The following is a 12,014-nucleotide window of genomic DNA, read 5'->3' on the forward strand; positions in this document are numbered from 1 at the left end:
CCACCATGGTTTGAATGCTACCGCTGCCATGCAGATGACTTTGGTCGTCGTTCCGGCCGCCATGTCGTTCTATGCTGGCGCCATGAGCGGATTCTTCACCCCCGACACCGGCCATGCACCGACCGGGCGCGATGCGCAGTCCGGCGAAATGCAGGCATTGCACCAGGCACTGGAAGCACTGCAGGCCACGGCGGCGCACTTCGGCACCACAGGTCAGACCGATGCGCGAGTGAGGATGGAATATCAGGCGATGACCCGCAAGGCGGCGCAGGACCTGCTGGCCGCAGTACAGCGCGGCGAGATCACCCCGGCGCAAGCAGCCGAGCAGGCACAAATGCTGCGCAACAGCGCGATGGAGATGATGCGGGCGCGCACCAGCCCGACCATGCTGGCCTATGCAAAGTCGCTCAAGGAACAGGGCAAGACGCTCGCCGAGCTGTGCGAGAAGTACGCTGGCGAGCTGTATGCCAAGCCGTTCGCCCAGTTGGGCGAAGCGGAGCAAGCGGCGGTCTGGCTGCGCATCATCCAGAAGTCCGGCCAGCCAAACGCTGCCGTCAGCCGTCAGGCGATGGGGCTGCGCTATGCGGGACGGGCCCTGTTCGTGCTGTCCCTTGCGATTGCCGTCTCCGACATCATGAACGCCGAGGACAAGCCGCGTGAGGTGGCGCACCAAGGCTCGCTGATGGCAGCCGGCGTCGCGGGCGGCTACCTCGCTGGCGCCGGGGCGGTCTCTCTGGGCGTCTGCGCCGCCACCGCACCGGTCTGCGTCGGTGCCGCCGCGATCGTCGGCGCGATGGCATTGGCCTTCGGCACCGACTGGGCCTTCAGCTCGCTGTGGCCCAAACCGGCGCGCCGGTGAACGCCATGCTCGACGAGTCGGAGATCGCCCGTCGCCTTCCCGCGTGGTGCGCGCTGTCCGAACTGTTCGTCGATACGGAATTCGATGCCACCCAGGCGCGTTCCATCGCGAGGGAATTGCTGGCCTCCGGCTTCGATGTCGCCACGCTGGACGGCATGCTGCGTCACGACGTCGCGCCGGTCTTCGTTCGAAATGCGTTCGTCGGCAACTGGACCGGATGGAAGCCCCAGGACGTGCGCGAGATGGTGCTCGCTCATCTGCACCGTCGCGAGCGCTGGCCGGCCAGAGTGGCAGCCCCGCTCCTGAAGCAGTTCGACAGGATGATGCTGTCCAATTTCGAGGACGCTTGGCAGCACGTCCAGCGTGAAATGACGCAACAAGCGCAAGCGCGCTCGTAACCAGGCGCAAGACGCCCCTCGACCCGCGGGGCCACATGACTTTCGTCGCTTTACCCCCCGGGCGGCTTTTCCTACTCTGAGGACCAGCGTGCACCGTCCGTGCACCTCTTCGTCTGCACAGCAAGCCCACCCATGGCCAATCCCATCACGCTGAGTTCACCGCTTCCGCCTGAGGACCTGTTCTTCGAGTCGATGACCTTGTCGGCCGGACTGAGCACGCTGGGTGAGATGCAACTCTCGCTGCTGAGCGAGAAGCCCGATCTGAAGCCACAGGACCTGCTGGGCAAGCCGGTCACCGTCACCGTGACGCTCGGCAACGGCAGCAAGCGCCACTTCAACGGCTATGTCACGCGCTTCGGGCTGGGCGCCCACAAGGGCCGCTACTTCGGCTACCGTGCCACGGTGCGTCCGTGGCTGTGGTTCCTGACCCGCACCACCGACTGCCGCATCTTCCAGGACATGTCGGTGCCCGACATCGTCAAGAAGGTGTTCGGCGATCACAGCATCGCAAGTTTCGAACCCAAGCTGTTCCGCTCGTACCAGCCGCGCACCTACTGCGTGCAGTACCGGGAGAGCGACTACAACTTCATCGCTCGCCTGCTGGAGCACGAGGGAATCTACTGGTATTTCCAGCACACCGACGGCGCTCACAAGATGGTGCTGATCGACTCGCAGAGTGCGCACGATGCAGCACCGGGCTACGAGACGATGCGCTACATCGAAGATCCGTCGAACGCGCCGCCGGACCAGGAATACGTCTCGAACTGGGTCTTCGACGAATCGGTTCGCACCGGCAAGACGGTGATGACGAGCTACGATTTCGAGCGCCCGTCCACCTCGCTCGAAGTCGAAACGTCGAACACGCGCAGCCATGAACTGGCCGATTACGAGCGCTTCGACTACCAGGGCGACTACGTCCAGAAGGGCGACGGTTCGCAATGGGCTGAGAACCGCATGGACGAAGCCCAGGCGCGCTATGCCCGCACGCACGGCATGTCGAACGCCCTGGGCCTGCAGGTCGGCTGCAATCTGAAATTGAGCAAGCACCCGCGAGAAGACCAGAACAGCGAGCACCTGATCACCTCGATACAGGTGCAGGCCAACCTCGCCGTCTACGGCTCCGAGGCCGGCGGCGGCGCGGGCTTTCATTGCGCGTTCTCCGCGATCCCGAGCAAGCAGCAGTTCCGCCCGCAGCGCATCACGCCCAAGCCCTTCGTGCAGGGCCCGCAGACGGCCGTGGTGGTGGGCCCCGGCGGCGAAGAGATCTTCACCGACAAGTACGGCCGCGTGAAGGTGCAGTTCCATTGGGACCGCCTCGGCCAGGGCAACGAGAAGAGTTCGTGCTGGGTGCGGGTGTCGTCGCCCTGGGCCGGCAAGAATTTCGGCGGCATCTCGATCCCGCGCATCGGCCAGGAAGTGGTCGTCGGCTTCCTCGAGGGCGACCCCGACCAGCCGCTGATCACCGGCCGCGTCTACAACGCCGAGCAGATGCCGCCGTGGGACCTGCCGGCCAACGCGACGCAGTCGGGCATCCTGACCCGCTCGTCGAAGGGCGGCGGCTACGGCAATGCCAACGCGATCCGCTTCGAGGACAAGCAGGGCGCCGAGCAGCTGTGGCTGCACGCCGAGAAAGACCAGCTGATCGAGGTCGAGAACGACGAGGCCAAGTGGGTCGGCCACGACCGCACGAAGACCATCGACCACGACGAGACGGTGCACGTCAAGCACGACCGCACCGAGACCGTCGACAACAACGAGACGATCACGATCGGGGTCGACCGCACCGAGAAGGTCGGCAACAACGAAGACATCGCGATCGGCGTCAACCGCAACGAGAAGGTCGGCAGCAACGAGACCATCGCGATCGGCGTGAACCGCACCGAAACGGTGGGCGCGAACGAGACGATCACGATCGGCAGCAACCGCACCGTGAGCATCGGCGCCAGCAAGACCGAGACGGTCGCGCTGCAGCGCACCCGCGCGGTCGGCATCAACGAGACGGTGGCGATCGGCGCCGCCCAGGAAGTGGTGGTCGGTGCGGCGCAGACCATCTCGGTGGGCGCCACGCGCTCGGTCTCGGTGGGCATCAACGAAAGCCACTCGATCGGCGCCAAGCAGAGCATCGACGTCGGCTCCGACCGCAGCCTGAGCGTCGGCGGCAAGCAGAGCGTGCAGGTGGCCAAGGCCCGCAACACCACCATCGGCGAAGACAACACGCTGAAGGTGGGCAAGAACTACGTGCTCGAGGCGGCCGACTCCATCACGCTGAAGACCGGCAGCGCCAGCATCACGATGAAGAAAGACGGCACGATCACCATCAAGGGCAAGGACATCACCGTGGAGGGCTCGGGCAAGATCAACGTGAAGGCGAGCAGCGACATCGTGATGAAGGGCTCCAAGATTCTGCAGAACTGAGGCACACGATGAGCGGCCGCGATACGCTGGACCAACAACTTCTGGAAGCGCACACGCGCGAGGAAGCCACACCTCTCTCACCCGTCGGCGACCCGACAGCCGATCCCGTCGACGCGCTGCAGCCGCTGCTGCACGCGCGCGCGGCGGTGCTGCGCAGCGAGCCGCTGCCGTCGGTCGTGGTCGGCGAGTTGATCGCGATCACCGACGACGGCGCGACGCCGCTGGTGCTGTACCCCGGCCAGCCGGGCACGGCCGCGCTGCGTGCGCGCTCGGTGCTCGACCTGCACGGCGCGCACATCGGCGCGCAGGTCACGCTGATGTTCGAGAACGGCGACGCGGCGCTGCCGATCGTCACCGGCGTGCTGCGCCCGGCCGCCGGCTGGCCGCTGGCCGACCGGCCCGACCAGGTGCAGCTCGACAGCGACGGCCAGCGCATGCTGGTCAGCGCGAAGAAAGAGCTCACGCTGCGCTGCGGCAAGGCGAGCATCACGCTGACCGAGGCCGGCAAGGTGCTGATCCAGGGCAGCTACGTCTCCAGCCGCTCGACCGGCGTCAACCGCATCAAGGGCGGCTCGGTGCAACTGAACTGATCGCGCCGCAGTACCCGCCATGGAACTGATCAACGCCACCCGCATGACGGCGGGCTACAACATGGGCCTCGAGCCGAGCGGCCGCGAGTCGCTCGTGGTCGTCATCAAGGGCACCTTCCGATTCCCGCAGGCCGGCGAGCCGGCCACGCATTTCGCACTGCATGAGGAACAACTGCCGCTGGTGATGGCCGATACCTTCACCGGCGAACCCGGACTGTCGGCACCGGTCTACGAGGTGGATTTCGCGCCGCACAAGCCGTTCGTCGACCTGCTGCTGCTGGGCAGCGCGCATGCGCCGCACGGGCGGCCCACGACGCGCGTGGAGACCGGCATCCGCATCGGCAACTGGAGCAAGCGCATCGCGGTGGTCGGCGCGCGGCAATGGGATTGCGGGCTGGCCACGCTGCGCGCGACGCCGGCCGAGCCCTTCGTCACGCAGCCGATCAGCTACGACGTGGCGTACGGCGGTGCCGACCTGGCGCATGAAGACCCATCGCAGCATGCGGCCTACATGGCCAACCCGGTGGGTGTGGGATTCCACAAGCACCTGAAGAAGGCCTGGGTCGACGGCAAGCCGCTGCCGCGCACCGAGGAGATCGGGCGCAGCGTCAGCGACCCCGACAGCGACTACGCGCCGATGTCGTACGGGCCGCTGGGGCGTAGCTGGTCGTCGCGCTCGCGCTTTGCGGGCACGTACGACGACGAGTGGCTCGACAAGCACTTTCCCTTCCTGCCACCGGATTTCGACGCGCGGTACTTCCAGGCGGCGCCGCTGGACCAGCAGCTGCCGCTGGAGGCGTTCACCGGCGGGCCGGTGGAGGTGGCGCTGGCGAACCTGACGCCCGAAGGGCTGACGCGTTTCACGATTCCGAACCTGGTGGCGCCGGTGCACGTGTTTCCGAAGCGCGGCGAGCGCGAGGACTACACCGCGACGCTGGACACCATCGTGATCGAGCCGGAGCTGCAGCGGTTCAACCTGACCTGGCGCGTCGCGCGGCCCTTGAGGAAGAACCTGCACGAGATCGAGCAGGTGCTGGTTGGCAAGAAGGGCCGCGAGTGGTGGCAGTCCCGGGACAGCATCGGCTTCCCGATCCCGGTGGTGATGGTTCCGATGTCCCGGCCGGCTGCGGCCGAGGCGGCCTGAGCATGGTTGCCGCCATCGCAGTCCGGCGCACCGGCCTGGTCACGAGCGTAGGACTGGACGCCGGATCCGCCTGCGCGGCCATCCGGGCGAAAGTGACCAACCCGGTCGAGACACGCTTTGCCGGCCGCGGCGCGCGCATGATCGTGGCCCACGAGGTTTCACTGGAGAAGCCCTGGCGCGGCCTTGCCAAGCTCGCGCAGATGGCTGCCATGGCCATCGACGAATGCCTGGAAGGCATCGACAAGGAAGCCTGGGCGCAGATCCCGCTGTTGCTGTGCGTGGCAGACCCCGACAGGCCGGGCCGTCTCGAGGGAATCGACGGCGACCTGTTCACCCAGGTGTGCGAACTGTTGGGGGCCCGCTTCGCGTCCACGTCGGCGATCGTCGCCCATGGCAAAGTGGGGACGGCCGTGGCGCTTTCGCATGCCCGCCAGTTGCTGGAAGGCGGCCATGCCGCCCAGGTGCTGATGGTAGGGACCGACAGCCTGCTGCGATGGCCCACCTTGCAGGCCTACGACGCCGACGACCGGCTGCTGAAGGACGGCACCTCGGACGGCTTCATGCCGGCGGAGGCCTCCGCGGCCGTGCTCGTCGGCCCGCCCGGCGAGGAGGCGCAACTCGTGTGCACCGGCATCGGCTTCGGGGTCGAACCTGCCCCCGTTCACTCCGAAGCGCCGCTGCGGGCCGAGGGCCTGTCGCACGCCATCCGGCAGGCACTCGTCGACGCCGGCAAACAGATGCATGAGCTCGACTTCCGCATCGCGGACGTCTCCGGCGAGCAGTACTACTTCAAGGAAGCCGCGCTGGCCGTGTCGCGCACGATGCGGCAGCGCAAGGAGTTCTTCGACATCTGGCACCCGGCCGAGAGCATCGGGGAAACGGGAGCGGCGATCGGCCTGGTGATGCTGGCCGTCGTCGACTCGGCGTTCCGCAAGGGCCATGCCCCCGGGCCCTTCGTGCTCGCGCACTTCTCCAACGACGGCGGCCCGCGAGCGGCAGTCGTCCTGCACTGGGCCGCCGTGCGGCCGCAAACACCCTAGAGACGACGACCATGGCAAACCAGGTTTTCGCGAACATGATGGAGGTGTCGTGCAAGGCCGCGGCTGGCAAGGCGATCTGCGCCTTTCCCGACGTGTGCTTCACGCCGCCGTTGACCCCGGCAACCCCTCCGGGCGTGCCCATCCCCTATCCCAACACCGGCATGGCGTCCGACGCCACCGACGGATCGACCAGCGTCACCGTCTCCGGCAAGGAGGTGATGCTGAAGAACAAGTCGTACTTCAAGAAGAGCACGGGAGACGAGGCGGGCTCGGCGCCCAAGAAAGGCGTGGTCACGAGCAAGATCACCGGCAAGGTCTACTTCAACGCCTGGTCGATGGATGTGAAGATTGAAGGCGAGAACGTCGTGCGCCACCTCGATCTCACGACGCACAACCACGGTTCGGTGCCGGGTAACAGCCCGACCTGGCCCTACCTGGACGACATGACGGGGCCGCAGAAGATCAAGGCGTGCGGCGACGAGATGACCGCCGTCACAACCGCCTGTCCGGAGTGCCAGACCAACAAGCATGCAGACCAGGACTGCCCGGAGGTCTACTCAAGCGCGAGCAAGAACAAGGGCTATGCGGACGACCCATGCGTCAAGGCCAAGCGCTGCATGCTCGTGCCCTATTCGAAGCAGAACAACAAGAAGGGCGGTTGCTGCCCGGGCCAGACGGCACACCACATCGTGCCCAAGCACCACTTCCCGAAGGCGGAATTTCCCAACTATGACCAGGCCGCCGCGCCGTGCGTCTGCGTCGAGGGGTATTCGTGGCATCGAAACTGCAAGGCACCGTTCAGGAAGGCCGACAAGACCCACCCTGACATGCATGACCTGCAGGACGCGTTCGAGCGTTCCGCCATCAACACGGTCAACGCCACGGCGGCAGCCGGGGGGGACACGAAGGGCCGCAGCGCAGACCACGCCATGAAGTACGGCGAGGCTCGCGACAGCGGCGTCAACGCACACGAGCAGATCTTCTCGGACAGCGATTGCAGCCCCGGATGCCTGGAAGCGCAAATCAACGCCTACCATCGCCAGAAGAGCGTCGGCCTGAGGGACGGCTCGCTCATCCACACCAAAGCTGTGGGCGCCGCGGAATGACGTCCCCCCGCTCGCCCCGTGACGGACAGGGTTCTTCAACATGACGCAGACATTCACCTTCGCCTCTGACGATCACGTCTTCGTGGCAGCAGCCATCGCCGCCGCGGACGACTACTTCTTCGTCGCCCACGACGCCTCCTTGCTGGAGAACGGCAACTACGCAACACGGCTGTTGCGGCGCAAGGCGGGCGTCTGGAGCCAACTGGCGGCCTGGCCCTGGCAATCGGTCGGCCTGGCGATCGCCTCGAACGCCCCTCTGCGGGTCGAGGTGCTCGGCCGAGACGGCGAAGTGGGGGTACTGCAAGGCGACGCGATCAGTGCCGAACTCCTGGAACCGGGCACCGCCCTCGGCCCGATGCGCGACATCGGCATCGTGTTCGGCCGGGTGATGGCCTGGGGCATGCAGCGACACGTGTTCGTGCGCGATGCGCAAGGCCGCTGGATCCGGTTCGACAAGGGCATGGCGCAGGAACTTGTGTCCGCCACCCTCGACATCGACGCCCTGATCGGCAAGAGCATCAAGTCGGGCGGCGGCATCAACGGCATCGTCTCCCAGGGCGACGACCGGTTGCTGGCCTTCGGCATGCGGGGAGAGATCTGGCGCTACCTCAAGGACCGCTGGGAACCGATGGACAGCCCCACCAACGTGATGCTGAAGGATGCAGTGAACGGTCCGGACGGGGACATCTTCGTATGCGGCCTGCGCGGTACGCTGCTGCGGGGCCGCGATGACCAATGGCAGCAATTGGACTACGAGGGCGAGCCGCGCCTGGGCTTCTGTTCGATCGACACGTTCGGCGGCGCCATCTACGTGGCCGACGGTCATTCGCTGCGGGTGCTGGTGGGCGACCAGCTGAAGGTCATCGACTTCGGCGTCGAGGAGGTGGTCCCGTGCATGCAGGTCACCGCCAACGCGGGTGAGGTGATGTCCGTCGCCGGCCAGGAGGTCTGGGTCTCGCGCGACGGGACGCAGTGGACCTGCCTGGTCGGGTAGGGCTGCGCGTCGCATGTCTGCGTTCCTTCGCCCTCCCGTTCCCGTCGTCCTGCAGCAGCATCTGGACGACGCCCAAGGTCTTCATGCCACCCGCTCGGTGCTGGTGCGTGCACCGCATGTGCGGCTGCATCAGCTGCAGCGCCTCGACGAGCGCTTGGCCGCCAGCCTGGATGGCTTGGCCGTGGCGGGCGATCATGCTCGCGCACAGTGCGTGGCGGCGCTGGAGAACCCGACCCCGCACAGCGTCTTCGTCGCCGCGGTCGCCGCGATCGACGGGCGGGATGCCGGCCTGACGGGACGACTGCTCACGCTGGCCGAGGCATTGCCCGAGGCCCGTGCCGGGCTGGTGTCCGCCTTCGACTGGGTGCCTGCAGGTTCGCTGCGAGGCATCATCAAGTCACTGATCGACTCCCCTTCCCTGCTGCACCGCGAGATCGGCTGGACGACGTGCGTGCTGCACGGCGTCGAGCCCGGCACGTCGATGGATACGGCTCTGCAGGACGCGGCGACGCCTGCGCGGGTGTTGCGGCTGGCCGCACGGTGCGGCCGGGCGGACCTGCTGCCGGCCCTGCTGAAGCTGCTCGAAGACGCCGACCCGGAACGCGTGGTCGAAGCCGCGTGCGCCGCGCTGCTGCTGGGGGACCGGCAGGCTGCACCGCAGGCACTGTCCGCGCTGTGCCGAACGCCCGGCGTGCTGGATGATGCTGCAGTCGACCTGCTGGTGCGCAGCCAGCCGATGGAGCAGACGCATGCCTTGCTGCGCGCTCTTTCGCAGGACGCCGCGCGGGTGCGAACGCTGATCCGCGCCACAGGCATGGGCGGCGACCCTCACCATGTGCCGTGGTTGATCAAGCAGATGAGCGATGCGAAGCTCGCTCGGCTGGCCGGTGAATCGTTCAGCTTGGTGACCGGCCTGGACTTGGCGCAGCTGGACCTGGACGGCGCGGCATTCGAGAACGAGCGTGGGGGCCCGAGCGATGCGCCCGAGGATGACGATGTCGCGATGGACGAGGATGACGGATTGCCCTGGCCGGACCCGCAGCGCATCGCAGCGTGGTGGCAGTCGAATGGCCATCGCTTCACGGCCGGCATTCGCCATTTCATGGGCGAGCCTCCATCGACTGCCCATTGCCTGTCGGTCCTGCGAGGCGGGTTTCAACGCCAGCGCCTGGCCGCGGCGGAATACCTGTGCCTGTTGAACCCGGGAACGCCCCTGTTCCATGCCGGCGCGCCGACCTGGCGCCAGCAACGGCTGCTGGCCAGGATGGCAGGGTAAGCTCGCCAGACGCACCCAGGACGCCCCGATGCCCCCGATCGACGCCAAGCTGATCCTCGCCATCCTCGGCCCGGCCTTCCTCGTGCTCGGCCTCGCACGCTGGCTCACCGCCGGCCGCGTGATCCCGCAGGCCAAGGCCTGGCTGCTGGTCGGCGCGATCTTCTCGGCGGTGGCCACGTGGTTGTGGTGGCAGGCACTTTCTTCACACGGATGACGGGGTGATGCGGTTCTGATCGGCGCCCGGCTGGAGGCACGATCAGAGCAGCGGCAACGAGACCGGGGAGGACGCCTGCAGCGGCAAGACCGGCGACGAGCAATGCGCCGACGAGGAGGTCCTCGATGACGCTTCATTCTGATTCTGAAGATTTCCGACCCATGGCCAAGCCCAAGCCCTCTTCGCCCCACATGACGTTCGCGCAATCCGCGGTCGGCTCGCGCGACCGCGTCTGGTTCGTCGCCAAGGAAGAGGACGACTCGCGCCTGCTGCAGTTGAAGGGCGGCAAGTGGTTCGTCAAGACGCCCGAGTGGCCGGTGGCCTCGATCTGCGGCGTCGACAAGGGCAACGGTCAGTTCGAGGTGCTGGCGCTCGGCCTGGATGGCGAGTTGCTGGTCGGCATCCCGGGCGGGTTCTCCGAGTCGCACGTCGATCCGCAGGCCAAGGGCCCGGACCGCTACGGCGCGATGCGCGACATCCGCTGGGTCGACAGCGACGTCTTCGCCGTCGGGATGTCGCGCCAGGCCTACCGCCGCAGCGGCGGTGCCTGGCAGGCCATCTCCGGTGCCATCCATGCGCAAAAGGGCGAGAGCACCGGTTTCAATTCGGTCCACGGGCTGACGCCGCAGGCGGTCTACGCGGTAGGCTTCGGCGGCGAGATCTGGCTGTACGACGGCAGCGCCTGGCGCCAACTCGACAGCCCGACCTCGGTTACGCTGCAGCGCGTGCTGGTCACGCCGTCGGGACATGCGCTGATGTGCGGCGCTGCGGGCGTGCTCCTGCAGGCCGCGGGCGACCGTTCGACGACGATCCAGAACGAGGTCACGCGCGACAACCTCTATGGCCTGACCCTGTTCAAGGGCAAGGCCTTCGTCGCCAGCCTGACCGGCCTCTACCTGATCGGTCCGAAGGGTCTCGAGGCGGTGGACACCGGCCTGCCGGGGCCGTTGACCTTCGGCCACCTGGAGTCCGATGCCGACGTCATCTGGAGCGTCGGTGCCAGGCACCTGCTGAGCAGCGAGGACGGGGTGACCTGGACGCAGGTGATGTGCAATGTCTGAGCGGCTGTCCCACGCCACCCGGTCATGCTGAGCGCCGCCCGGCGCGGCGCGTGCGTCCGTGCTGCTGGGTGACCGTGCGGCAGCCGTCGTCGCGTTGCAGCAGCTGGCGAAAGCCGAAGGGGCCGGTCGGCGCGATCTTCTCGGCGGTGGCCACGTGGTTGTGGTGGCAAGCACTTTCTTCACACGGATGACGGGGTGAAGCGGTTCTGATCCGGCATCGGGACGGGGCACAATCTGCCGTTCGCCCCAGCGGCGCCGCCCTCACCCGGACGGCATCCCGGCTGCCGGGCTCCGCTCACTTCGACTGAAGATGGAACGCATGATCGAAACCTCTGATCGCACGGCGCCGTCCCGCCTCGTCGGCACCGCCGCCCTGATGACGGCCCTGGTCGCGGCGCTGGCGCTGTCGGCCTGCGCCACCAAGCCGGCCGACCCGCCGCCGGAGCCGGCAGCCACCACGCCGGTGGCCCCGGCACCCGCCCCGGAGCCCCCGCCCCCGCCGACCCCCGCGATGCAGGCCCAGGCGCAGAAGGTCGCGCAAGGCGTGGTCGAGCTGCTCGAGGCCGGCAACGAAGAGCAGGCCCGGGCCGAGCTGCAGCGCGCGCTGAGCCTGGACCCGGCCAACAAGCTGGCGCTGAACCTGCAGAAGCAGATGACCGAGGACCCGCAGGCCACGCTCGGCCGCGAGTCGTTCCCGTACGTGGTGCGCGCGGGCGACACGCTGTCGCGCATCGCCGGCCGCTTCCTCGGCGACATCTACGCCTTCCACATCCTCGCGCGCTACAACAACATCAAGGTGCCGCGCCAGGTCGGTGAAGGCACGACGATCCGCATCCCCGGCAAGGCGCCCCCGCCCGAGACCGCACGCCCGACCCGGCCCGCGCCGGCCAAGCCCGAGCCGGCCGCCGAACCGGCAC

The 12,014-nt window shown here is 67.5% G+C and carries 13 protein-coding genes; 12 read left to right on the forward strand and 1 reads right to left on the reverse strand.

The window, feature by feature from the left end; all coding sequences use genetic code 11:
- The first annotated feature begins 28 nt into the window (after positions 1–28).
- From ACXJLU_RS12525 to ACXJLU_RS12575, 11 genes are all read left to right on the forward strand, one after another.
- Entirely contained in the window at positions 29–859 is an 831-nt protein-coding gene (locus tag ACXJLU_RS12525) for a hypothetical protein (protein ID WP_457331309.1), read from the forward strand.
- Positions 860–864: 5 nt separating this feature from the next.
- Complete coding sequence (locus ACXJLU_RS12530) at positions 865–1,257, forward strand: DUF7079 family protein (protein WP_457331327.1); 393 nt, start codon at positions 865–867, stop codon at positions 1,255–1,257.
- A gap of 132 nt (positions 1,258–1,389) precedes the next feature.
- On the forward strand, positions 1,390–3,672 hold the full coding sequence (locus tag ACXJLU_RS12535) for a type VI secretion system Vgr family protein (RefSeq protein WP_457331311.1): 2,283 nt from the start codon (positions 1,390–1,392) through the stop codon (positions 3,670–3,672).
- 8 nt (positions 3,673–3,680) lie between these two features.
- Positions 3,681–4,262 carry a DUF6484 domain-containing protein gene (locus ACXJLU_RS12540; RefSeq protein WP_457331313.1) on the forward strand — a complete coding sequence of 194 codons (582 nt, stop codon included), beginning with the start codon at positions 3,681–3,683 and terminating at the stop codon, positions 4,260–4,262.
- A gap of 19 nt (positions 4,263–4,281) precedes the next feature.
- Complete coding sequence (locus tag ACXJLU_RS12545; protein ID WP_457331315.1) at positions 4,282–5,406, forward strand: DUF2169 family type VI secretion system accessory protein; 1,125 nt, start codon at positions 4,282–4,284, stop codon at positions 5,404–5,406.
- Positions 5,407–5,408: 2 nt separating this feature from the next.
- Positions 5,409–6,446 carry a hypothetical protein gene (locus ACXJLU_RS12550; protein ID WP_457331317.1) on the forward strand — a complete coding sequence of 346 codons (1,038 nt, stop codon included), beginning with the start codon at positions 5,409–5,411 and terminating at the stop codon, positions 6,444–6,446.
- A gap of 11 nt (positions 6,447–6,457) precedes the next feature.
- On the forward strand, positions 6,458–7,552 hold the full coding sequence (locus tag ACXJLU_RS12555) for a PAAR-like domain-containing protein (protein ID WP_457331319.1): 1,095 nt from the start codon (positions 6,458–6,460) through the stop codon (positions 7,550–7,552).
- Between the two features lie 40 nt (positions 7,553–7,592).
- Entirely contained in the window at positions 7,593–8,546 is a 954-nt protein-coding gene (locus ACXJLU_RS12560; RefSeq protein ID WP_457331321.1) for a hypothetical protein, read from the forward strand.
- Positions 8,547–8,559: 13 nt separating this feature from the next.
- Positions 8,560–9,822, forward strand: coding sequence for a TIGR02270 family protein (locus ACXJLU_RS12565; protein WP_073463686.1), 1,263 nt, complete (start codon positions 8,560–8,562; stop codon positions 9,820–9,822).
- Between the two features lie 28 nt (positions 9,823–9,850).
- Positions 9,851–10,036, forward strand: a complete 186-nt coding sequence (locus tag ACXJLU_RS12570) for a hypothetical protein (protein ID WP_056815283.1) — start codon at positions 9,851–9,853, stop codon at positions 10,034–10,036.
- Positions 10,037–10,197: 161 nt separating this feature from the next.
- Positions 10,198–11,097, forward strand: coding sequence for a hypothetical protein (locus ACXJLU_RS12575; RefSeq protein ID WP_457331323.1), 900 nt, complete (start codon positions 10,198–10,200; stop codon positions 11,095–11,097).
- A 22-nt stretch (positions 11,098–11,119) separates the two neighbouring features.
- On the opposite strand, the gene ACXJLU_RS12580 is transcribed toward ACXJLU_RS12575, so the two are convergent.
- Positions 11,120–11,251, reverse strand: a complete 132-nt coding sequence (locus ACXJLU_RS12580) for a hypothetical protein (RefSeq protein ID WP_255376827.1) — start codon at positions 11,249–11,251, stop codon at positions 11,120–11,122.
- A gap of 165 nt (positions 11,252–11,416) precedes the next feature.
- Here ACXJLU_RS12580 and ACXJLU_RS12585 point away from each other — a divergent pair.
- The coding region (locus ACXJLU_RS12585; RefSeq protein ID WP_457331325.1) for a LysM peptidoglycan-binding domain-containing protein at positions 11,417–12,014 on the forward strand (598 nt) is incomplete at its 3' end.

Source organism: Rhizobacter sp. P5_C2 (genome assembly GCF_054049715.1).

Bases quoted from the DNA above. Each gene is read 5' to 3' on its own strand.
- ACXJLU_RS12565 (WP_073463686.1), top strand. From the start codon at position 8,560: ATGTCTGCGTTCCTTCGCCCTCCCGTTCCCGTCGTCCTGCAGCAGCAT.
- ACXJLU_RS12575 (WP_457331323.1), top strand. From the start codon at position 10,198: ATGGCCAAGCCCAAGCCCTCTTCGCCCCACATGACGTTCGCGCAATCC.
- ACXJLU_RS12535 (WP_457331311.1), top strand. From the start codon at position 1,390: ATGGCCAATCCCATCACGCTGAGTTCACCGCTTCCGCCTGAGGACCTG.
- ACXJLU_RS12570 (WP_056815283.1), top strand. From the start codon at position 9,851: ATGCCCCCGATCGACGCCAAGCTGATCCTCGCCATCCTCGGCCCGGCC.
- ACXJLU_RS12560 (WP_457331321.1), top strand. From the start codon at position 7,593: ATGACGCAGACATTCACCTTCGCCTCTGACGATCACGTCTTCGTGGCA.
- ACXJLU_RS12530 (WP_457331327.1), top strand. From the start codon at position 865: ATGCTCGACGAGTCGGAGATCGCCCGTCGCCTTCCCGCGTGGTGCGCG.
- ACXJLU_RS12555 (WP_457331319.1), top strand. From the start codon at position 6,458: ATGGCAAACCAGGTTTTCGCGAACATGATGGAGGTGTCGTGCAAGGCC.
- ACXJLU_RS12550 (WP_457331317.1), top strand. From the start codon at position 5,409: ATGGTTGCCGCCATCGCAGTCCGGCGCACCGGCCTGGTCACGAGCGTA.
- ACXJLU_RS12545 (WP_457331315.1), top strand. From the start codon at position 4,282: ATGGAACTGATCAACGCCACCCGCATGACGGCGGGCTACAACATGGGC.
- ACXJLU_RS12525 (WP_457331309.1), top strand. From the start codon at position 29: ATGCAGATGACTTTGGTCGTCGTTCCGGCCGCCATGTCGTTCTATGCT.
- ACXJLU_RS12540 (WP_457331313.1), top strand. From the start codon at position 3,681: ATGAGCGGCCGCGATACGCTGGACCAACAACTTCTGGAAGCGCACACG.